The sequence below is a fragment of the Paenibacillus sp. TSM33 genome, from assembly GCF_056099025.1.
Window position 1 is genome coordinate 43,410 of record NZ_JBLZXB010000009.1, and the last position, 23,172, is coordinate 66,581.

Below are 23,172 nucleotides of genomic sequence, written 5' to 3' on the forward strand. Positions count from 1 at the left end.
CTTTAGGAAAAAGAAGAGAAGAAAAAAAGCAGGCCTTGGTCCGTCATTGAACCAAAGTCTGCCAGGTGGCTACAGCTATATTATATGTCGGGCAACCCTTCTCCTTGCTCATGAACTCCCAGCGCATTACGTGCCATATCCATATACTCTTTCAGACCAGACTTAAGGGCGAATTCGGCGATAAGCACAGGGTAAGCTGAAGTTAATTCGACGATATGATCGCTCATACGCGGCCATACACGTCCGCCTGCTGTCTCATAAAGCTTCAATAAACGAGCAAGCTCTACTTCTCCGAATAAAGTATAGTAACTCGTAAAATCAATTGCCGGATCAGCTACTTCGGCCTCAGTCCAGTCTAGTATTCCAGTAACCTCTGTATTCGAAGAGACCAGAATATGACCTGGGTGCAGATCGCCGTGCACAAATGCGGAATATGCCGGCCAGTAGCTATCGTCAGCTAGCCACGCCTGCCATCGTTGCCACAGCTCCTCGGATACACCAAAGACGCGCCGTGTTTCTTCCATTCGCTGAGCCATTAATTGCCGAACTTCGTCGTGCTGCTTTACGCGAACACCGAAATCAGCTGCCCGTTGGTAATCTGTCCGGTGCAACGCGGCTAAGGCTTTAGCGAGTGAAGCAACGAATCTATCCGTCAGAGCGTCAGGGTTGATGAACCATACATAGCTTTTTGTTTCCATATCAATAGTAGCAGCGGGAGTTCCCCCCAACTGAGGATAGGCGATGAGCTTTGGACTATATATTTGCCAATCAGGTACCGCTATAGGAAGAGTATCACGAATCATCCGAAGCACCTTATGCTCGTAAGCGGCAGATTGAATCACATCTGCTCGTCGCGGTGTACGTAGAACCCAAGGGGTATCGTGGATGTCTTTGGCGAATACGGCTCGGAAATCCAGCCCGGATTCATTGAGTTCCAATCCTTCATGTTGTATGTGGAGCCCATTGCTTTGGGCAAGGGCCAATATATCGCTAACGTCATTCGGGTTAGTCAAGGAACGCTTTTCATTCATATGAAACACACCTCATTATTCAGATTTGGTCTTAAAAAAGGCAACTTAAACAAGCCTCAACCCTTCATGTAAAAAACAGGTTGAGCTTCATTGAGAAGTCTAGCCTTTTATCTGAGACGCATGTAGTGAGTACACATGAATGAGCAAACCTCCTTTTACAAAATAGGGTATCTAAACCAGCCCTAATATACCATCCGACATTGGAGGATGTCTACAATATGCGGAATAATGTACATGGCTTCCCCAGTTCGCTTATCTGTGGGTTAGAGAAGTTTTTACAAGCTGCACATTGCAGGATACAATGGAAGTATTAGAGAAAGGAGACGGATACGTTTGCAAAAAGAAGACAATAAGACCGATTCCAAATCCGGCTCATCCAAATGGTATCTTGGTAGTGCAGCAGCATTGCTCCTGCTGAAAGGCAAATCGCTACTTGCCCTTTTAAAATTCAGTAAATTTGGCGGTGCGCTGATATCTATGGCATTTACGATTGGCACGTATGCGATCATATACCCGTGGGGATTTGCGGTTGGGTTCGTGTTGTTGTTATTTGTGCATGAGCTGGGGCATGTATTGGCTGCCAAACGCAAGGGGCTTCCGGTGTCGACACCGTTATTTATTCCATTTCTCGGTGCGTTAATCACCATGAAACGACAGCCTTTGGATGCCCAGACAGAGGCTTACGTGGCCATGGGTGGCCCGTTATTGGGGACGGTTGGGGCTATGGCTGTATACGCAGGAGCGTATGCAACAGACAGTCCACTTTTGTATGCACTAGCATATATCGGTTTTTTCCTGAACCTGATCAATTTGCTGCCGATTCATCCGCTTGATGGAGGACGGATTTCTACAGCAGTGACACGCTGGTTATGGCTGGTGGGCCTACTGGGTGGGATTGTAGTGATCGTGTATTTGAAATCCATTTTATTTTTCTTTATTTGGGCACTATTTGCCTATGATTTATACAAAAAATATGTCAAACGCAATAAAGAAGGCGTCAAGGTTCAGTCGTTATTACAGAAGCCACTGGTTAACGTACAGCATTTATATGAGCAAGGATATCCGCTGCCTGGACCGGAGCATACGCGCAGATTATCCTTTAATACCTACTCGGATCTGGAGGGGCAGCAATATGTAACGGTATATATGGAGAGTCTGGATGTGGAGCAGACACTTCTGCTGCCACAGCAGTGTCTTGTCCAGCATGTATGGCTGAACGGTGTAGAACATATACCGACCCCGGATGCGTATCAGCTCAGATTGCTGTGTGGGATTGACTACATTCCATTTGAAAATGATAAATATTACGAAGTACCCGCATCATCACGCTGGAAATTCGGTATCGGTTATATGGGCTTGGCCTTATTCCTGATAGGGATGATGTATGCAGTGCACCAGCACATAGGAGATATCAGGCTATAATAATGTGGTTATAAAGAGGCGCGGATCTGATACTTACAGATCGCGCTCTTTTTTGTTTTTTTGGGGAAGGGGAAGTTTTTATTATTTTTTAAAATCTGACGCTTCTATAGGGACTTTTCCTTTTATAAGGAACCATTTATGATTTTTATAATTTTGAATCATTCCAACATCAAAAATGATTGATTTTACGTCATTTTCCAAAAGTATGTTTCGAGAAATATCGGCCTCCAATGTATACTTAACTGAATTATCGTCTATCTTTTGATGAGAGAACTTTATATTAGATGTATACTTTCTAATTCGGGATGGAAATATATATTCTATTTTGGAGTTCCTATCTTGAGGAAGTATAATATCTGTCAACAAATGACCATCTTTGAATTTTAAATGAAAATTATTAACTTCAAGGATTTCTTTATCAAATTTATTTAGATTATCTTCATTAAAATCTTCAAAATAGTATTGACCGGAATTTAACCGTACATTTTGTCCATCTTTGAGAACAACTTCGACAGCATCAAATTCACGAATAAAATTGATATCCACAGTCAATTCATTTTCATAGATCTGAACAATTTTCACATTGTCTAAAATAACTTTATTCTTTAACAATAAAGAAGCCTTTTTAATGTTTAAACTATCTACTCTATAGGGAAAACTTATCTTGATTTTTTTAGAACTATCATCATGAGAATTGAAAATGAAATAACTATTCTCTCGTACACTTATTTGTCGTATATACTCCAGCTGAGTGTCTCCATGTTTATTCGATTCATTTATAACCTTTTCTTGATTATTGTTTGTACATCCAAATAAAACCATAGAATTAGTCAGCAGCAACATGATGATTAAAATAAAACGAAGTTTCAATATGTAGTCACCTCTTCTTGTAAATGGTAAACCCCCCTCATATTGAGGAGGGTTATGTAAACGATTCGTTTTTAATTAGCTTGGGTTATCGTAGAGCCAGTATTCTACACCGCCGTTGTTGTCATAACTGGAAGCTGTATATTTGGTATCGCCAAACCATCCCGTATCAGTGTACTCATAATTTCTTTTTATACCTCTTGCAGCACTTTTTAGTTCGGCAGTATGCCAAGGTTTAATCGTCACATCAATGGAAACTTTCTTTCTATATTCTTGACCTATTTTCAAGCTCATTTCAGCTTCTGCGATAGCTTCAAAACCATATTTTACAGTTCCAGTTACTTCACCAGTCATTTTTGACTCGGTTTCTAAATTCATTCTTACACTTTGATTGCTTCCATTGTTAAATCTGTCATAATCTTGACCTGTATAATAATTACTTGAATTCACAAATGTCTATTTATTTGTGCCCATCGGCTGAACTAGACTGTTTTCTCTGTTTAGAGTTTGGGTATCTTCTTTTTGCTCTTTATCGAATTTTTTAATATCCTCAGAAGAATAATATGGAACACCATCAATATACAACTGATCTCCTACGTTACTTTCGACTGGGGGTCTAAAATTCCCTTCTAATTCATTCTGATCTGAGGCAGCTTGTGCGGTCAACGCTGATAGATTCAGCATTAAACCTAAAACAAGTGTTGATTTGATCAATTTATTCAATTTTTTTCAATCTTTATATTTTTTATAATTTATTAAAATAAATGTTAATAATTATATAAAAATGGAACAACCCTACACAGGACCTAAGTTGAATGATTTTGTGTTTTCGCAAATATGCAACTTAGTCTGTCAATGGTTAATAATTGTCCAGATAAAAAACATAATGTCGTAAGCTCTTGAATAATTAAGAGCTTACGACATTATGTTTAGATATCCTTAATTTTCATCAGTAATCGGTTTTAACATCTGGCGGTACTTAAGCGGGCTGGTGCCTGTCCAGCGCTTGAACTGTCTGCTGAAATGAGCCAGACTGGAGTATCCCAGAAGGGAAGCTACCTTGTTTAGCGGTAGATTGGGCTGCTGGATCAGCACCTTAGCCTCATGCAGCTTGGTTTCCGATAGATAGTGACGTGGTGAATAGCCGTAAACCTTGCGGAACACTTCCTGGGCATAGCCTGGACTGATTCCAAGGGAAGCCGCCACATCTTCAAGTCGGAACGTCTGCTCGCCAGATTCATCCTCTCGATAAGGCTTGAACCTCGATTGTATAGCTTCCATAATGGCCTTGGCATATTGAACGGATGAAGGTGCAATTCTCGGCTCCAATCCCGTAGAAATCATTTGCGAGAATATCCCGAATAGCTCGAACAAAGCAATCTGCATGCGAAAGCGGTCCGCTGTCGTATATTCTCCGTTCTCCCGCACCATGCTGATCCAGCTATGGACAACTTTCTGCAGCTTGGTATTGGTTTCAGTGCCTGCCGGGAAAAAGAGCTGATTGCTTTTAATCATCTCTTGACGGAACAATGGATCATCGACATTAAAATGGGTGCTAAAATAATACATTCCATCAGGGGATACACACTGGCTCACATGCTTGAACCCTGGCGGAATAATTAAAATATCGCCTTCCCCCACCGAGTATACGTTATTCTCCATCATCGTTTCCTGACGACCTTCTAGAATGAGTGCAATTTCAAAACCGATATGGGACTCCTCAGGCATGCACCAATCCGCTTTGACCCGGTGAATATGGGCACCAAAAAACTTCACATTCCAATCAATAATGGGCAACCATTGGCAATCATGGAATAGAGCTGGATCAACATCAGGATTTAATATCATCAGATCACCTTCGATTAGGGCAAATTTTACACCGCTTAGACAATCTCATTGTACCTAACATTTATCTATAATAAAAGAGCGCTTACAAGTGTTCTGGTATAAGTCTTTGCATAAAAAAATCGCTTATATGTAGTGATTTTGAAAGCGATGCCATATTGTAATTAGGAGGAGCTATGGAAACAACATCGAAAGAACGTGTGTCATATTACGTTTACTTTTTGGGGAGTAACGCAATTCTCTGTCTGGTTGCCTCTTTTGCAATGCTATTTTATACGGATTATGTTGGCATATCTGTTTCTATTATTGGTACTTTATTCGTACTAGCCCGTATATGGGATGCGCTTAGTGCTCCGATCTTTGGTGTGATCATAGACCGTTCCAATCTAAGGGGTGGCTTGTTCAAACCCTGGACGAATCTGGCTTCTATCATTTTGCCAATACTTACCGTACTTATTTTTCTCGTTCCGAGTGATGCGTCACTCACCGTCAAGGTGATTTATATTGCCGTCACGTATCTGGTATGGGAAATGTGTTACACGATCAGCGATGCGCCTGGTTTTGGCTTGGCTACACTGATGACGAAAAATACGCATGAACGTGATCTATTAATGTCCAGAGGCCGGACGATGGTCTTCTTGGCCTTTATGGTCATCTCCTCGTCTTCGGTAGCTATAGCCAATCAGATATCTTGGCCAATTTTGGCGCTAATCGTTGCTGTAGCAGGCCTGGTCTTAATGAACTTTACTCGCTTTAATGTCAAAGAGCGTTATTCCAACAAGGTAGAGAAGGTTACGCTCAAGCAGATTATGACGTATCCCATGCAAAACAAGCAGCTTTTATTTTACCTGATGTCGTTTATGACACTGTCCATGACCAATCTGCAAGGGATTGTCGTCAGCTACTTTGCCTTATATAACTTGAAAAATCCTATCTATATTTCAATTCTCATGTTCATTTCCTTGGGTGTGCAACTGCTCACCGCATTAATTTTACCGCCGATTGCGTGGAATATGGCGCATTCAAAAAAGGGGTGCGTGCCAGCGGAACCGCCTTTGCTACCCAAACGTTTGCAGGAAAACTGGGGGGAGCAGCAGCCAGTGGAATTGTGGCCTATGCGCTTGCCTTTGCCGGCTACATTCCGAATGTACCGCAGACCGGACAGGTGCTTACGTGGATATTTGCGCTTTATGCGGTAGTGCCTGGTGTGGGGGCCTTAATTACGGCAGGGCTGTTCGCATGGCTGTACAAGATTAAGGAAAAAGACGTAGAGGGCTGGCTGGCAAGTGCGAAAAAAAATCAACAGCAGGCGGATCTCACGAAGCAGGATGTTGCTGGTAATACGATATCTGTTCCATCCCTGAAAAAGCCGCATAACAGCCACGGTATTTGAAACAAAGCTATATACACGAAAAAAATCCCATGGAAAAACGGAGTAGGCGAAGTGGGATATGACAATTACCATGAACTTATAGGAGGACGACTCGATGAAAAAGCTGCTGTACGGTGTTGCCTATTATGATGAATATATGCCTTATGACCGTTTGGACCAGGATATCCAAATGATGAAGGATGCGGGAATTAACGTGGTGCGGATAGCCGAATCTACTTGGAGTACGCATGAACCACAGAACGGAGTGTTTGATTTCACCTCTGTGGATCGGGTGCTGGACGCCATGCATAAGGCAGGAATTGAGGTCATAGTGGGCACGCCGACCTACGCTGTACCCACATGGCTGGTGAAGGAGCATCCCGATGTATTGGCGACAACGCCTCAGGGACCGGGCAAATACGGGGCTCGTCAGATTATGGACATTACGAACCCGGTGTACCTGTTTCATGCTGAGCGAATCATACGCAAGCTGATTGGACGGGTGAGCCAGCATCCAGCGGTCATCGGCTTTCAGACAGACAACGAGACGAAGCATTACCATACGAGCGGTCCCAATGTGCAATTACAATTTGTGAAGTATTTGCGGGAGCGGTTTGAATCACTGGATGAGCTAAACCGCAAATTTGGCTTGAATTACTGGAGCAATCGCATCAATAGCTGGGAGGACTTTCCTTCGGTGGTCGGAACGATTAATGGAAGTTTGGGCGCAGCCTTCTCCCAATTCCAGCGCAAGCTGGTAACGGATTTTCTGGCATGGCAGGTCGCGATTGTGAATGAATATAAGCGGGAAGACCAATTTGTTACGCAAAATTTTGATTTTGAGTGGAGAGGTCATTCCTTTGGGATTCAGCCGGATGTGGATCACTTTGCTGCATCTCAAGCGTTTGATGTGACAGGCGTAGATATTTACCATCCATCACAAGATGATCTGACTGGAATTGAGATTTCCTTTGGTGGTGATGTGGCGCGTTCAACAAAACAGAATAATTACCTGGTGCTGGAAACGGAGGCGCAGGCGTTTACACACTGGGTTCCTTATCCGGGACAATTGCGACTGCAAGCATTCAGCCATCTGGCTTCCGGGGCCAATATGGTAGCTTACTGGCACTGGCATTCCATTCATAATTCCTTCGAAACCTACTGGAAGGGTCTGCTCAGCCATGATTTTGAACCGAATCCTGTGTATGAGGAAGCACAGACGATAGGGAAGGATTTTGCGAGATTATCCCCACATCTAGTCAATTTGAAAAAGAAAAATAACACAGCCATCCTGGTCAGCAACGAAGCGTTGACATCAATGAACTGGTTCAAGTTTAATATGAACAGCCCACTGAATTACAATGACATCGTACGCCGTCTATATGACGAGCTGTACAAGCTGAATATCGGGACGGATATCGTCCATCCGGGTACGGAATCGTTTGATGACTATGATCTCTTGATCGTCCCGAGTCTCTATTCTGCGCCAAATGCACTGCTGGAGAAGCTGAACCGCTATGTCGAACAAGGCGGTCATGTGGTATACACATCCCGAAGCGGATTTACGAATGAGCATGTGCAGGTAAGAACTTCCCAGCAGCCGGGTGTGATTAGCGAAGCCTGCGGCATTCATTACAGCTTGTTTGTGGAGCCAAAGAACGTGACGCTTAAGGATAATCCTTTTAAAGTGGCAGCAGAGGACAATCAGGTAGATACGTGGATGGAGCTGATTACCCCAACGACTGCGGAAGTATTGGCTTATTATGATCACCCGCATTGGGGCAAATATGCTGCGATTACGCAAAATCGCTATGGTCAGGGAACGGCGACCTACATCGGCTGTATCGTCAGTTCGGCGGTCATCCGCGAATTATTAAGCTCTGTAGCCAAAAAGGCAGGCGTATGGGAACTGGATCAGGAAGCGTCTTATCCGATCATTGTTAAATCCGGCACGAATGATTTGGGACGGACGATCCGGTACTATTTTAACTATTCCGAACAAGCAGGCTCGGTGATGTATCCGCACGGAGATGGCAAGGAGCTGATCGGAGAGCAGAGGGTTACCCAAGGACAAATGCTCCAATTGGAGCCTTGGGGTGTTATAATTATCGAAGAAGCGTAAATGATGGATAGTGAGCTGAAACCGACGTACGAATCATTTCATATAGGTATATGCCGGGAGTATCCGGCAAGTAAGCGCCCCTGCGAATTGCGGGGCGTTTTCGCATATGGCTGAATAGAGGAGTGCATCGCTATGCCAACCCGAACAATCCGCTGGTTCCGGGCGCTGATGGCCCCGTATCGACGCAGCATTCAGCTCAAGCTAATCTTGACGATGATTGTTCTATCTGTGCTGCCGGTCATTGCTGTCACAGTGCTGGCTGCGGAGAAAAGTAGATCGTCTATGGAAACCGAAGTGGTCGAGACGAACATGTCCAATATGAAATGGACGGGCATTTATATCAGTGACCAGTTAGATCGTCTGAATCATCTGATTTACAGCATTCAGATCAGCCCTGATCTAAGCGATTATTTAAATGAACGAGAGCCTGACAATCTTTCTAGCCAATTTAATGCCCAGCGAAAAATGCTGAATACGTTGGCGAATGTGTATTATTCAGCCGGAAGTTATGTCATCGGTATTCAGCTATATTTGAAGCAATCGCAAACCGTGTTCACCTTCAACAGCATGCAAAATGAAATTATGACAGTGAGCGGTATTCCCCCGCAGTATGCCGAGATGTGGCAAGCGAATAAGGATTATTCGATTCGACCAAGCCTTGCTGAACCGGAACGCTTTACATTGACACGCAGTATTCGGCGTTTTGAAGACCAGAAGCAGACGGGGGCTATTTCATTGGAGGTGCTGTGGTCACAATTCGATCAGACGCTGGGTCTGCTGGGACGAGGGGATCAGCATCAAGTGTTGATTACAGATAGGGATGGCAGCGTTATGTATCCAGTGCAGGCTCGGCAATCGCCTCCTCCTGCGGGAGTGCTGGCCGCTCTTCGTGACGTTAAGTCGGGTCCCGGGATGCTTCAAACTGCCGAACATTATGTGTTCTACAATGATCTGGATGTGGTTGGGCTGAAACTGGTCAAAATCATACCAACTTCCTCCATTAACCACAGTGCCTTTTCAACCATGCTGTATGGTATTGTCGTAGGCGTGATTTCAATCCTGGTTTCCATTTGCATCGCCGTTTTCATCGCATGGAGGACCGCACGCCCGATTGTCCGTTTGGCACGTTCGGTGCAGGAGCTTGATATGATCAAGGGACCGGTTGGAGAACCAAGTACACGACCAGATGAGATTGGATTGCTGGAAAGAAGTCTGCATGGGATGGCAGGCCGAATACGTGAACATATCCAGACAGAATACAGTATCAATTTGCAAAAAAAGACGGCTGAATTGAAAGCGCTCCAGGCGCAGATTCATCCTCATTTTCTGCAAAATACGTTGCAAATGATTGGAAGTATGGTGTTTTCCCAAAAGCCGGAGGATACCTACGAAGTCATTCGTTCGCTGAGTGAGATGTTCCGTTACGTGGTACGGGAGCCTCAGGATATGGCCTCTCTGCGCGCAGAGCTCGATCATGTGGGACATTATATGCGCATCCAGCAGCGTCGTTTTCCGCAAAGATTGGTATTTCAGGTGGAGACAGAAGAGCAGGCAATGGATATGCGTTTGCCGAAGCTATCGCTTCAACCATTGTTGGAAAACGCGTTTCAGCACGGCCTTGATCGTAAGGCAGGGGCGTGGCGAATGGCAATTCGCGTGGAGATTATGAAGGAAGATGTGTGCATTGCGATTAGCGATAATGGTAACGGTATGCCCCCCGACAAGCTGGAAAAAGTTCGAGCTAGGCTGGAAAACGCATCGGAGGAACCAATTTGGGCGCAGGGCAGTCATATCGGATTAAGTAATGTGTCTTCACGTATAAGGATGAATTTTGGAGTGCATTACGGAGTGACGATAGATAGTGAGCAGGGAGTCGGTACATGTGTCACTATTCGTATTCCATTCACCTCGGCAGAGGAGGGTAAAGTATGATCAAGGTATTAATCGTTGACGATGAGCCGTGGAACCGCGATATTTTGAAGACGTTTGGCACATGGGAAAAGCTTGGAATGGTGGTGGTGGGTGAGGCAGAGGACGGAGATGAAGCATTCAGGCTGGTCGGGGAGTTAGCTCCCCACATTGTGATTACGGACATGCACATGCCAGGTGCGGACGGAGTGGAGCTGCTGCAAGCGCTAAATAACCAATGTCCTGATGTGAAAATCATTGTGGTGAGCGGTTATGATGACTTTGCGTATGCCAAACATGCGATCCGTTACAAGGCTGTTGATTATTTGCTAAAGCCTGTCAATCCTGTCGAGCTGAATGCGGTGCTGCTCAAATGCAAAAACGATCTGGAGGTCAAGTTGGCCGAACAGCAACCAGCAGCAACAGAACTGGATTATGAGTTTTTTCACAAGTTAACCAGGTATAAGCAACTGTTGCGTCTTTATTTTAATGAGCTAAATCATAACGGGGTGAACTTAACATGCAGTCAGGTTGTGCAGGAGCTGGAGAGTTATGGAGCACCAACTCCACATATGCTGGGCCGGCTGGTGCAGGAGCTGCTTTCTCTGCTGAAAGAGCTGTCAGCGGATAACGGGCTGGATACTTCTACGGCAAAGGGGGGATTTCCGCTTTCGCAGGCTGTTCTATCCTCTGTAGAACATGCGCTGGAATTCGTATCGTCATGCTATGTTCAGGAACTGGATCAGCTGATTCGGCAACGGAAATACAAAAACAAGCTGAATTTGGAGGAGGTACGGCGGTATATCGATAGTTACTATGCAGGGCCGATCACACTGGAGCAGTTGGCGAAAAACTTTTTTGTGAGCAAAGAGTATATGAGCAAGGTATTCAAGCAGGAGTACGGTCAAAATGTAACGGACTACATTGTAGAGCGGAGAATGGAAAAGGCGCGGGAATGGCTGTCCAATAAACAAATTTCAATTAAAGCCGTTGCAGAGATGACCGGGTATGAGGATGTGTCTTATTTTTATCGTGTTTTTAAAAAGCATTTTGGTATGGCCCCCGGTGAAATGAGAAAGGAAGTTTAAAAAAATCCAATTCAATAAGCTAACGGTGTCCAATGGCAGAAGTGACTTCCCACCCTATAATGAAAGCGTATACAAAATTGTTATTTTCAACTTAGGGGAGGTCATTTTGCATGAAGATGTGGAAAGGTGTATTGAGTACGATGCTGGTTGGCACGTTGTTGGCCGGATGTGGAGCGAATTCTTCAGGCAGTGACAGCAGCGGTTCCAGTGGAGACGGCAAAACCGTAAATCTCAAAATGTTTATTGCTCAGCCCCGTTTGAAGGAGCACTACGATAAATACATTAATGCGTTTGTGGCCAAGGAGAAGAAAGATAAAAATATCGACGTTACCGTTCAACTGGAGATGCCGCCTGCTGACAATGCCGCACAAATTTTGAAGACAAGACTCGCTTCCAACGATGCACCGGACGTATTCGCACTGCATGCGGTGAATGAAATTCCACCGTTTTACAAAGCGGGATACTTGGAGGATTTGTCCGGTCAGCCATTTGTCAGTAAATTGATGGACAGTGTGAAGCCCTCGGTGACAACTCAAGACGGTAAGGTGGTAGCGGTTCCTTTGGAAACGATCTCCTGGGGCTATCTGTACAATAAAAAGATATTTAAGGATTTGGATTTGAAGCCACCGGGAACGTTGACCGAAATGAAGGCGGTTGTCGAGAAGCTGAAAGCGAATCATGTGAAACCGTTCCTGTTGTCCTACAAGGAATCCTGGATTCCACAGTTGTTCGTGCCGCTCACTGCAGGTGCAATGATGAACACACAGAATAAGGATTTTATCGAACGGATGAATCAGGACAAAGGCTCTTTCTCCGAAATGAAGAGCATGTTCGAAATTATTGATCTGGTGAACAGCAACGGTACGGATAAGGCGCTGGAAATTGGCGGGGATGATGGATCGGCGGCATTCGCTTCAGGTAAAGCGGCGATGTGGATTCAGGGACCGTGGTTTGCGGAAACGATTTTAAAATCGGATCCGAAGATGGACTTTGGAGTAGCCCCGCTGCCGATTAATGACGATCCGAATGCGACCTTGATCAATCTGTCCACTTCGACTTCGCTGGCTGTATCCTCTACAAGCAAGAATAAGGAGGTTGCACTCGATTTTGTTAACTATGTGTTGGACGACAAGGATTCCAGCGCGTTCTATGAAGCATTGAAATTTAACCCTATCTCCAAAGTGCATACGTTTAAAAGCTATCCTTGGGTTAATGACGCTACCGAATATGTGAAAGCAGGCAAGTCGTACCAAGATCCATCCATCCCGCAGGCCGTCAAGGACGAGGCAGGCAAATCGCTGCAATCCTATTATGCTGGTCAGCTCTCGCAGGATGACGTTATTAAGGCGCTGGATAAGGCATGGAAATCGTATAACAAAGTGAACAAGTAGCGGGAACCTACAGAATGACATCGGGAGGGAGAGACTCCATGCCTTTTAAAATCTACAAAAAATACGTCATGCTGCTGGCGTTTACTGCCCCGGCACTGATCTTTTACGCCATCTTCCTGCTTATTCCAACGATCAGCGGCATGTACTACAGCTTTACAGACTGGAACGGATTGAATCCCAATTACAACTTTATCGGCTTGGGGAACTTTGTGGAATCCTTGAAGGAAGACCCCGATTTTCTCAATTCCCTTTGGTTTACACTTAAATACGTATTGGTCATGATCGTGCTGCAAAATGTACTAGCGCTGGTACTGGCAGTGTTGATTGAGTCGCGCACACGCAGCAAAGGCTTTTTTCGGACAATATTTTTTATGCCCAATATGATCAGTACTATTATTAGTGCATTTATGTGGACATTCGTTTTTTCCTCTGTGCTGCCGCAGATTGCCGAAAAGACGGCCATCGCCTTTTTAGGTCAATCATGGCTGGGCGATCCGAAAGTATCCTTCTTCTCCATCATTATTGTCTCGCTCTGGAATGGTGTGGGATATATGATGATCATCTATCTGGCTGCACTTCAGGGTGTACCACAAAGCTTGAAGGAGGCTGCTATTATTGATGGAGCGAACGCATTTCAGACATTGCGAAGTGTGACGCTGCCGATGATTACCCACGCGATTACGATCTGTTTCTTCCTGACACTTAATGGTGCCTTCAAGGTGTATGAGGTCGTGTATGGACTGACTGGCGGGGGACCGGGACGAAGTACACAGGTGATTACGATGAACATTTATGAGGAGGCCTTCTCGAATAATTTCCGTTATGGCTATGCGAGTGCTAAATCCGTTATTTTGTTCGCCATTGTGCTCATCTTTACTCTGATCCAGCTGCGTGTCATGAAGAAGAGGGAGGTGGAGGCATGAGGCTGAAAAAGGCTAATTCCTTGCTGATCACGCTGATGCTGTGCGTGGGCGCAGTCGTGTCCTTCTTCCCGATCTACATGGCGGTCATTAATTCGTTTAAAACACAGGGTGAGATGTTTGCATCCTTTACGGCGCTTCCGACGAAGCTTCGCTTTGAAAATTACAGCCAGGCCTTTCATCAGACCCATTTGCTGAACAGCGCTCTGAATTCTACGATTATTTCTTTTATCGGCATTGGCGGGATCGTGGTCTGTTCGGCACTGGCAGGCTACAAGCTGTCTCGTACAAGTGGAAAACTGAGCAGTGCGATTTTCTTCCTGTTTGTTGCGTCCATGCTGGTGCCTTTTCACTCTATAATGATACCGCTTACACGAATGGCAAAAGATTTGTCTGTTCAAGGCAGTACGTACGGCTTGGCTTTGATCTATATCGGTTTGGGCGTGAACATGGCCATCTTTTTGTATCATGGATTCGTCAAATCCATCCCGCGTGAGCTGGAAGAATCCGCGCAAATGGACGGCTGCAATGAGTTCCAAACGTTCTTTCGCATTATATTTCCCTTGCTGCTGCCGATCACTGTCACAATTGCCATTTTGGATTTCCTGTGGATTTGGAATGACTTTTTACTTCCACTTTTGATGTTGACGGATGTGAACCATTACACCCTGATTCTCTCGACCAATATGCTGTTTGGAGAATACAACAAGGATTGGTCGCTTATTCTGGCCGCGCTCGTGCTGACCTCCATCCCAGTTATTCTGATCTATGCCTTTTTTCAAAAATTCATTATGGAAGGCATTGCGGAGGGAGCGGTTAAGGGATAATCTGTGCTTCTCATCGCTAAAAAAAGCCTTTCTTAACCACGAACGTTTTCAAAAGAGACTAAACAGCCTGAATCCCTGTGAATATGGGACTCAGGCTGTATAAATATGGTTTATTAATAACTGGCTGCTTGATAGGGGAACTTCAGTTCATAAGGACATGCTTTTGTGTCGTGCTTGATGACGTCCTAATCTTCCAGGACCTTGCTGTCTTCTTGGGATAACACGTACGATGCCTTGCTGCCGAACCGTGAGCCGGACGCTTACTGTGAGCTTTACTTCGCAAACAGCGTGCTGCTATTCGTATTGTTCTGCGGAGCATAGGCGCCGTCCCAGGTAATAAAGAAGCTTGCTCCAGTGTAGACCTCATTCAGGGCATTGCTCCAAAGCGAATAATCGAATTCCTTGAGCTGATTATTGTTTCGATCCACATGGTCGCCGCCCACGGCTGGTCCAATTTCGCAGAAGCCATAAGTTTTGCCAAGCCCTTTGATGTCATTGTAAGCCATCTTGATTTCATTGTCATTGGACGGATCGTCGCTGTAGGCGTCGATGCCAATCCAAGTGACATAGTTGGAGCCGGGATAATAAGCGGCCGCGTTGGCTCCTTTATTTGGAGCATAGACAAAATTGACGTTGGACATGCCATGGGTCGTCACGATGTAATCGTACAGATTGATGTACAGGTTCTTATAGTCCGTCGTGTTCTTGTTTCCCCACCAGAACCAGCCTCCGTTCATTTCATGGAAGGGTCTGTAGTAGACGAGGGATGAGTCAAACTTTTGCAGGCTAGTCACAACATTGTCAACCTGGGCCTTATAATTTTGTAACCATACAGGGCTGGACGAATTGATGGATGAAATGTCTGTATTGGCCAAGATCTTAAAATCGGAATCAGACATCGGGGCGTTTACATTACCACCCTGGGGATTGGGCATGTGGGTAGAAATGGTAACGATTTTACCTAAGCCTTGGATGGCTGAGGCGCTATTGGAAGTAATGGAGGCTGCATCGGTCCCCCCGGAGTTCCAGTTCAGCAGATCGTAAGAGACAATGTCAGGGTTGTAGGTCTGGACAGGACTGGTGTCTACACTTCCGTCATAGCCCAGAAACATGCCAGTATAGTTGATATTACTCTCCGCGCCTGCCGTCATGGGTAGCGAGAATAATAACGCAGCCCCGGTCAGGGCGGTGATCAAGCTCTTCGTTTTCTTGAATGAATTCATAATGGTTATCCTCCTAATGTTTTATATCTTGCTATCGGTTAACGCAAGATAAGGTGTGTTAAGTGAAAAATGTTCTAGTACACTACCTCCTCGGATCGGCTGGTTGACTTTTGCCATCAATCACAACGTATATTATTTTTAGCGAGTTGATCCCATCTTCCTATAGGAAAGGGCTTTTTGGCGAACCCTCAATTATATCGACAGCAGGGAAAAAAACTAAAATAGTTCTATTGAAGTAAAAATTATTTCATATAACAATAAACTATCAATTTCTGCAAACAGTGGTAGAGGCTAAGTATGTGAAAAAGAAAATATTTCCGGTTCATTTTTATGTATTTTTAATTCACTCTTATGAATTTTGATTCAAATTATTGTTATTCTTGTACTATATAGAGAATTCATACTCACACACTTGACGTAACATCCTATTTCTACACACCATTGTTTTTAACAGAAATTAAACAAGCCTAAGACCGTATGAATATCGGACCTAGGCTGTCTAAGGCTGCTTTTTTATTAAGGTCTACTTAACAGAGATCAGTTCAATTATAGAAAGGTCTCTTATTTTGGAATGACCACACATCCAACTTTCACTTCGACAAACAACTTATTATAAAAAATAAAAGCGAAATAATGATTATAAATAGATAAATACTAGAAATTCGTCTTCCAATAAGAGCTCCAAAATCTTCAGGATTTTTATATCCAATGATTAAGCTAGGAATAAAAAAAATACTCGATACAAAAATAGTGTAGTGGAACCCAGTATTATTAACAGGATTGGACCATGCTGACATTCCTAAAAAGGAAAGCAACTGGTCTCCGAATATGTAATCGCCAAATTCAAAAGAAACAGCCATGCCAAGAAGAGATAGCAGCAGTGAAAATGATCCCGGGCCTATTTTCTTTCTGTTGTTTCTCAACACTGTGAAGATAATCAGTAAAAGTACAATTGTCTGTATGCTGTATGTCAATATCATTGAAAACATGAAGTACCTCCTCGAACATTAGAATCAAATGATCGAATGCCAATTTCGCGAGTGATTATACCATATTTTGTAATAATTTTATATGAATTTCAATGCAGCGGTCGATAACACAGCGGTTCATTTGGCTCTAGAGAAGCAACAGCGATCGTAAAGATCAAATGGAACGCAAAGCGGCCTAAGCCATACAATATTTCATCTGAAAGTAAAAGGAGATGATTATGTTGGCTACCTTCTCGGCCGCGCTTCAGGTGAAAAAGCGGATGGCCAAGCGAGTCTTAAAAATGTCCGGTGTTCACGGCATTGGCGTAGGCTACAGGGACCCTGCCCATCCCAAAAGAGGAGCCGCTGTCATTGTGTACACGGACCGTCTAGCGTCGGCCTCTACGGGGCTCCTGTCGGCCACCGCCTTAGGGAAGAAATCGAACGTTCCTGTCCGAATTGTAAAGACTGGAAAAATCAGGGCTAATGCTACGGACTACAAAGTGCGCATCCGCCCGGTCATCGCCGGCTACAGTGTCGGGACGATTGAAGGCTCCGGTACAACCGGACTTATCGTTGCCCCAACTGGAGCGCCGGCTACACGTTATCTTTTAAGCAATAACCATGTGCTCAATCCCTCCAATACAGACAATCGGGAGGCTACAATTCAGCCAGGCGGAGCCGATGGGGGGACGGTTGCCCAGGATCGTATAGGACGACTGTATCGTTACGTACGCTTAAATCCCACTGGAACGAACCTGATTGATGCAGCGCTTTCGCTTCCGACCCGCAACAACCTGCTCAATCCCCGTTATGCTACAGTGGGAGCGATTCCGGGTCATGTTACCGCCTATCGCATAGGAGAAAGATTGAAGAAGGTAGGGCGTACGAGCGGGCGGGTTAATGGCACGGTAGAGTCCGTCTATACGGACTTGCAAATCAATTATGGTGGTGAGTTGGGCCTGCTGACCTTCGAAGATCAGACGGTTATTAGGGGTACGACTCCTGTATCACTACCCGGGGATTCCGGCTCTGTATGGCTCAGACAGTCCGATAATTATGCAGCCGCGGTCAACTATGCAGGCACGGCAGATGGTCGCTTATCCATAGCCTTTCCAGTGCAGTGGGTCATGCAGGTATTCAACACACGAGTAGCCCGCCCCAGCGGGGCAGGCAGGGTGCTCAGGGTAGATACAGGATCTTCCCCTCGTTCCTATACTAGACAACTTACCAGTGAGGAGCTCGTTCGCTTAAGACCAAGAACGACACGTATTAGACGAAGCTAATTGCTCTGCAGATGGAAGAGCTACGGCTGGTCCTCTCGGTAAAGTGGTCGATTTACCAGCTTTCCATAGGAAGGTCTGCTTCGAAGGCATCATCTCCCCCGGATTTCTCCCTTGATTACAGGATAATTCAAGAAATCCGGGGTGGAGGCGATAGAAAGCACCAGTAAGAATAATTCACGCTACCAATTATTTATGACACAAATGATTCATGGCGCAAATCATTCATAATACAAATCATTCACAATCTAAAACGTTAATGGCATGAAAGGAATGTATTAAATTAAATTCATAATTACATTTTAATCTGCCCCTTCAGCATATGCTTGGACTCCCGAATCATGGGCTGTAAAGGTGCTGCTTGCCGAGGCCAAGCCCCTGATTTCCTGAGCGGTCAGAGCTCTGTTGTAAATGATCAACTCATCTATCGCACCGTTCAGATAAGGATCATCAAACTGGGATTTCCCAATGTAGTTCCAATCTGTCAGTCCAAGGCTGGAAGGCCTCAGCGTCATATTCGTGTTGCGGTTCGCCTCTATACCGTCCACATACATAATTCCCGTAGTGTCTGACAGAGTCACGGCGACATGCTTCCATACACCTGTCGCCAGTTCCGGGGCGTTCAGTTGCTGTTCCTCTCCATTCCCCAAGACAGTGATGGCAAAACGCATACCTGTCCCTTCGGCCTTCGGGGTCAAAAACATATACCGATCTGTTCCTGCTCCAAAATCAAACAGACGGGCCCAGCCGTTATGCGTGTTCACTCGTACCCACGCGGCAATGGTAAAGTCATTGAGGCTGCTAACGATACCGATGGGCAGACTGGCATAGGTATCTATGCCATTAAAGCGCAGGGCGTTGCCATTTCGTCCGGCACCCCACGATCCGCCATTTACGCTGGCCTGCTGCCCATAACCTGACGAATCGGCTGCGGTTGATCCGGCCGTTTCGTTAAATTCATAATGGGCTATAATGTCTCCAGCTGGAGTCGGATTGCCTGTACTGGACTGAATACGGATATCGTAGTTGGCTGCCGTACCGATATTCAGGCTGACTGTAGTCGCAGCACTGTTAACAGCTGTGACTGAGCCGGTTTTTGTGCCGTCTACCAGTACATCATACGTACCTGCCGTGAGTCCGGTTATCGTTACAACAGTCGTATGAGCTGTGCCTGGTGTCGTATTTTTCAACATCAGGTGGATGTTGTTCTTGGACTTGGATACGGTGGCCAAGCTATATTGATCTCGGTTCAACTGTAGGCTCAGCTTCTGGGTGATCAGATGCAGACGTTGGAAAACGCCGTCTTTTGGAGTAACTGTATAGCTGTTATTACTTTCTGTGACGTCACAGCCATAACCGAACAAGCCGAATATGGGATCGACAGCAACATCCGAGCTTAGGATTTTAATGGCTCCAAACAGCCCCAGATCGGCTTCTCCGGACATGCCGCGCCATCCGTTAAAGAGAGGGCCGCCGTCTAGGCCAAGGGCGCCGTAATTGCCCTTGCCTGCCTGATATGTCCACGATACTGCCCCGATATTAGCAGGATCAGAGCTAATCTGTCCCGAATTAATCGCCCCGATGTTCGCCAGCTTGGCGGCATAGGATAGACGCTGATCCACCTCGGGATTGGACGAATAACGACGTGTCCAGTCATCCATCGCATAGCCTGCGAGCGAGGTGGTATACTGGAAGTTCCACCAATTCTCTCCGGTAATTGTGACTGGATCGGCGTAATAGTACCAGACAGGCATATGGCCGCGTGCAGCGCGTGTTTTGGCATTGATTTTGCTCATCATCGTCGTATTGCCGTTCATTTTGGCTAGTGTATATACGGCCTCTTCGCCTGTATTGTCATAGTTGTACTCAGAGCCATAGGGATAGGTGGTGTTTTTGAAATTGTTGTACTTGGTAGCCATTTTGGCAATCAGGTCGTTAGCCTCAGTAGTCAAGCCTTCTTCCTGAAGCGCTTTAATTATATCCGGTGTGGTCAGCTCACCCATAAGCCCCGTATTCCAGTTATAAGCAACAGGGCCTTCATACAATGCTTTAAAAATACGGTAAGCACGTAGCAAATATGTGTTTTTGCTATTGCGATAGCTGATCAGGTTGGGATACAGCTTAGCAAGTTTATACATGCTGAAAAACGTATTATAAATGTGCGGATAGGCATAGCCCCGGTACGTTGGTGTCGTATTAGGCTGCGGCATCAGGAAATCGGGGACCAGATAATCGGCATGATGGCCTTCCATCAGATTCGTCCAGATGGCCACCTCCAGATAATCGTCGACTGCCTTGATCTCAGAGGCCACGGGCTTCTGGACATTTTTCTCCGCCAGAAACTGGCTGTGAGTTAATCCCCAGTCATCACCCCAGCCCCAGTAGCCGGCAAAGCTGTTGCGTCTGGCCTTATATTGCATCATCCAGTCATCAAACACCTTGTCGCGCAGGTCTCCCGGCACGTTCCATTGGGTGCTGTTGACCATGAAGGTGGAGTGACGCTGAAGTGCAGTGTCGACTGGCTCGATGGCATAGAACTGGAGGACGGTTTTCTCACCGTTACCGTAGTTCACCGTAATATTGTTGTGACCCAATCGGCCCAGTGTAAGTTCGTATATTTTATGGTTTGTAGGGACATTTTCCAAATAGTTGATGGTCGTTTCGGAGGGATACTGCACTGTGACAGAGGTAATGGATTTACGGGTATGCAGATCGAATTTAGCCTTGAGATTGGTCGGGACAATCATACCCGGAACCACGGTCACATCCACATGTCCCTCGCTGTATAGCCTGTCCTTTACAGCCTGCTCGTCCGCTACCTTGTAAAATTTAAAGGCATACGTTTTGCTTTCACCAGGTGCCAGAGATAGACTGGTGCTCCCGAGATAGCCACGGTTGGTGCTTTTGATGACATTGGAGTGGATATAGAACACATTCAGTCCCTCAGACCAGCCGCCTTGCTCCATAGCCCATGTACTACCTGGATGCTCCTCGGCTCTCCAGTGGTCCTGATATTCGAGACCGGCATCCGTGGAGGCATCAGGTAGCAGCAGGATATACGGTCCGATGCCGCTAGGTCGTCCAGCTGTAATAAAGGAACTGTGATGACCTACAAAGGAGTGAGAGAGTACCCTGGTTTCATAGGTTTGTTCATTATTGCCACCAGACCAGTATTCGTTAAAAGGAAGCGGCAGCCCCCAATCTCCGATTTCCAATGCTTGATTAGAAGTATTCGTTACTTTCATTTGCCAATGTAAATAGTCGTTAACTAACGAATAGGTTTCTTGTAAAGTGAAGTTGCGTATTCCCTGATGGTTGGAGGAATTTTGATAGGATACCTGGACGCTGTTACCAGAAGAGGTGATTTGTCGCACATCAGCAGAATTGCTTGTCCATGCCCGAGTCCACGCCCCGTTACCGAGACGATAGGTAAACATGAGTTCACCCAGCCACTGGTGATCTGATGTATTTTGTTTAGGTGCGTTGGAGCCGTTCATGACATAATTTGTATTGTAGGTGTCTCCTGTCAGACGTAAGGAAGAGATATCCCCATAATCCCCGATCGAGATGGAGAATATTTGATTAGATAGCTGTACTGCCATGCTATCAACCTCCTAACAAAGGTTCGTGAGTGTATTCACATATTAATATATGTGTCAAAAATACTTTTGCTACCCTATGCGTGAAAATTGATAGAAAATAGATTCATATAGATATCCTAGAAATCTATTCATAGTGGAGGTAGAGATATGAAAAATAAAATGGAGTCACCGAAGATTCCTGCGGACTTGTCCATATTAAATGAAGAAATACGCTCCATACGATCCAAAGACGAACTTAGTGTGGGGGCAGTAGAGGAGATCATTTTGGACAATATGGAAGCAGTTAAAGTTTCATTAGAGAAGATGACCTTTAAGAATGTAACCATCACAGAATCGTCATTGCCGGAAAGTGAATGGACAGACGTCATTTTTGATAAATGTGATCTGTCTAATGTTAATTTTTCAGGTTCCTTTATCCATCGCGCAGAGTTCAGAAATTGTAAATTGCTTGGAACGGATTTTTCGAGAAGCAGATTCCAAAACGTTCGTTTTGTGGATTGTCTAGGGGATTATTCGATGTTTCGTTTTGCTAATTTTAAGCAAGTTGGTTTTGAGGATTGTTCTTTGATAAGTGCAGATTTTTATCATGTAACCCTACAAAAAACCTCTTTTGATCGTTGCAATCTGGATCAAGCCATCCTGTCGGGGTCCAAGCTCAAGGGAATTGATCTCAGTGATTGCGAATTTGATGGAATACAAGTGGAGATAGAAGACTTGAATGGTTGCATCATCTCACCGCATCAGGCTTCATCCTTTGTGGGTCTTTTGGGGCTAGTGATCAAATAAGGGGTTCAGGGCAAAGGTAGCCATAACAAAAAAAGATCCACCAAAGCGGATCTCTTGCATTTATTAATAGCTTATTTTTTTTTAATAACCGGCCGTACAGGCTTCGTTGTCAAGACATTAAGCGCGTCACGCACTTCTGTGGCGAACACAAGCGGCTTTTCTACTTTTTCAAAGTGGATGTACCATAGGTTGGGGTTATCGAATAGCCAGTGATTGTGCAGTGCCGTCACTTTGATATCATGTTTACGAAGTCGAGAGATAAACGGATTAATTTCTGCGGTCAAAATCACGGTTTCGCCAAGACATAATCCTTTTCCGTTACGGCCAATACTTTCGAAAGAAAAAGCTTGGGGTATTGCAAGAAAGGATCTGGTCCTTTTTCCCAAAATGATTGGCTTAATGTTGTTTCTTACTGCAGATGCAGTACAAACTCCGTTAATGATTTGAGGTGTTGCTTTTAATATATCGGCAAACCGTTTACAAAGTGGACTAACTGCCATTTCTCTCACTCCAATTC

At 45.1% G+C, this 23,172-nt stretch carries 19 protein-coding genes and 2 pseudogenes; 12 read left to right on the forward strand and 9 right to left on the reverse strand.

The genetic code is table 11. The features are described from left to right. Positions 1-80: 80 nt before the first annotated feature. Complete coding sequence (locus tag ACN6NF_RS03435; RefSeq protein ID WP_474315153.1) at positions 81-1,031, reverse strand: macrolide 2'-phosphotransferase; 951 nt, start codon at positions 1,029-1,031, stop codon at positions 81-83. Positions 1,032-1,364: 333 nt separating this feature from the next. On the opposite strand from ACN6NF_RS03435, the gene ACN6NF_RS03440 reads away from it, so the two are divergent. Further along, complete coding sequence (locus ACN6NF_RS03440; RefSeq protein ID WP_474315156.1) at positions 1,365-2,453, forward strand: site-2 protease family protein; 1,089 nt, start codon at positions 1,365-1,367, stop codon at positions 2,451-2,453. 81 nt (positions 2,454-2,534) lie between these two features. Here ACN6NF_RS03440 and ACN6NF_RS03445 read toward each other — a convergent pair whose 3' ends face one another. The 4 genes from ACN6NF_RS03445 to ACN6NF_RS03460 all read right to left on the reverse strand — a co-directional run bounded on the left by ACN6NF_RS03445 (position 2,535) and on the right by ACN6NF_RS03460 (position 5,168). Further along, complete coding sequence (locus tag ACN6NF_RS03445; protein ID WP_474315157.1) at positions 2,535-3,323, reverse strand: hypothetical protein; 789 nt, start codon at positions 3,321-3,323, stop codon at positions 2,535-2,537. A 75-nt stretch (positions 3,324-3,398) separates the two neighbouring features. Continuing rightward, positions 3,399-3,770, reverse strand: coding sequence for a hypothetical protein (locus ACN6NF_RS03450; protein ID WP_474315160.1), 372 nt, complete (start codon positions 3,768-3,770; stop codon positions 3,399-3,401). Positions 3,771-3,776: 6 nt separating this feature from the next. Continuing rightward, the gene (locus ACN6NF_RS03455; RefSeq protein ID WP_474315163.1) at positions 3,777-4,034 is read right to left on the reverse strand and encodes a hypothetical protein; all 258 of its coding nucleotides are present in this window, start codon (positions 4,032-4,034) and stop codon (positions 3,777-3,779) included. A 225-nt stretch (positions 4,035-4,259) separates the two neighbouring features. Continuing rightward, positions 4,260-5,168 carry an AraC family transcriptional regulator gene (locus ACN6NF_RS03460; protein WP_474315165.1) on the reverse strand — a complete coding sequence of 303 codons (909 nt, stop codon included), beginning with the start codon at positions 5,166-5,168 and terminating at the stop codon, positions 4,260-4,262. Between the two features lie 260 nt (positions 5,169-5,428). Here ACN6NF_RS03460 and ACN6NF_RS03465 point away from each other — a divergent pair. From ACN6NF_RS03465 to ACN6NF_RS03505, 9 genes and pseudogenes are all read left to right on the forward strand, one after another. Further along, positions 5,429-6,096: pseudogene (locus ACN6NF_RS03465) on the forward strand (MFS transporter); the annotation flags it as partial. 102 nt (positions 6,097-6,198) lie between these two features. After that, a pseudogene (locus ACN6NF_RS03470) lies at positions 6,199-6,363 on the forward strand (MFS transporter); the annotation flags it as partial. Continuing rightward, positions 6,364-6,558 (forward strand): hypothetical protein, encoded by a 195-nt coding sequence (locus tag ACN6NF_RS03475; RefSeq protein ID WP_474315392.1) that lies wholly within the window; start codon positions 6,364-6,366, stop codon positions 6,556-6,558. A 94-nt stretch (positions 6,559-6,652) separates the two neighbouring features. Continuing rightward, positions 6,653-8,659 (forward strand): beta-galactosidase, encoded by a 2,007-nt coding sequence (locus ACN6NF_RS03480; RefSeq protein WP_474315168.1) that lies wholly within the window; start codon positions 6,653-6,655, stop codon positions 8,657-8,659. A gap of 132 nt (positions 8,660-8,791) precedes the next feature. Then, complete coding sequence (locus tag ACN6NF_RS03485) at positions 8,792-10,591, forward strand: sensor histidine kinase (RefSeq protein ID WP_474315171.1); 1,800 nt, start codon at positions 8,792-8,794, stop codon at positions 10,589-10,591. Beyond that, positions 10,588-11,655: a response regulator transcription factor gene (locus tag ACN6NF_RS03490; protein ID WP_474315173.1), complete on the forward strand. Its 1,068-nt coding sequence runs from the start codon at positions 10,588-10,590 to the stop codon at positions 11,653-11,655. Before ACN6NF_RS03485 ends, ACN6NF_RS03490 begins: the two co-directional genes overlap by 4 nt. A gap of 110 nt (positions 11,656-11,765) precedes the next feature. Further along, positions 11,766-13,046, forward strand: coding sequence for an ABC transporter substrate-binding protein (locus ACN6NF_RS03495; RefSeq protein ID WP_474315176.1), 1,281 nt, complete (start codon positions 11,766-11,768; stop codon positions 13,044-13,046). Positions 13,047-13,084: 38 nt separating this feature from the next. Then, a complete protein-coding gene (locus ACN6NF_RS03500; protein ID WP_016819393.1) occupies positions 13,085-13,969 on the forward strand; it encodes a carbohydrate ABC transporter permease in 885 nt (294 codons plus the stop codon). Next, complete coding sequence (locus tag ACN6NF_RS03505) at positions 13,966-14,793, forward strand: carbohydrate ABC transporter permease (protein ID WP_474315178.1); 828 nt, start codon at positions 13,966-13,968, stop codon at positions 14,791-14,793. The genes ACN6NF_RS03500 and ACN6NF_RS03505 overlap by 4 nt, the downstream gene beginning before the upstream one ends. Positions 14,794-15,065: 272 nt before the next feature. On the opposite strand, the gene ACN6NF_RS03510 is transcribed toward ACN6NF_RS03505, so the two are convergent. Both ACN6NF_RS03510 and ACN6NF_RS03515 read right to left on the reverse strand, forming a co-directional pair. Further along, positions 15,066-16,016 (reverse strand): glycoside hydrolase family 26 protein, encoded by a 951-nt coding sequence (locus ACN6NF_RS03510; protein WP_474315181.1) that lies wholly within the window; start codon positions 16,014-16,016, stop codon positions 15,066-15,068. A gap of 590 nt (positions 16,017-16,606) precedes the next feature. Further along, positions 16,607-17,005, reverse strand: a complete 399-nt coding sequence (locus tag ACN6NF_RS03515) for a hypothetical protein (protein ID WP_474315184.1) — start codon at positions 17,003-17,005, stop codon at positions 16,607-16,609. Positions 17,006-17,223: 218 nt separating this feature from the next. Here ACN6NF_RS03515 and ACN6NF_RS03520 point away from each other — a divergent pair, with 218 nt between their 5' ends. After that, complete coding sequence (locus tag ACN6NF_RS03520; protein WP_019686102.1) at positions 17,224-18,270, forward strand: hypothetical protein; 1,047 nt, start codon at positions 17,224-17,226, stop codon at positions 18,268-18,270. A gap of 299 nt (positions 18,271-18,569) precedes the next feature. Here the strand turns inward: ACN6NF_RS03520 and ACN6NF_RS03525 are convergent, their stop codons facing one another. Then, entirely contained in the window at positions 18,570-21,869 is a 3,300-nt protein-coding gene (locus tag ACN6NF_RS03525) for a DUF5695 domain-containing protein (RefSeq protein ID WP_474315187.1), read from the reverse strand. Positions 21,870-22,016: 147 nt separating this feature from the next. Here ACN6NF_RS03525 and ACN6NF_RS03530 point away from each other — a divergent pair, with 147 nt between their 5' ends. Further along, positions 22,017-22,655: a pentapeptide repeat-containing protein gene (locus ACN6NF_RS03530; RefSeq protein WP_474315189.1), complete on the forward strand. Its 639-nt coding sequence runs from the start codon at positions 22,017-22,019 to the stop codon at positions 22,653-22,655. 71 nt (positions 22,656-22,726) lie between these two features. Here ACN6NF_RS03530 and ACN6NF_RS03535 read toward each other — a convergent pair whose 3' ends face one another. Continuing rightward, positions 22,727-23,155, reverse strand: a complete 429-nt coding sequence (locus ACN6NF_RS03535) for a DUF1259 domain-containing protein (RefSeq protein WP_040102166.1) — start codon at positions 23,153-23,155, stop codon at positions 22,727-22,729. Between the last annotated feature and the right edge of the window lie 17 nt (positions 23,156-23,172).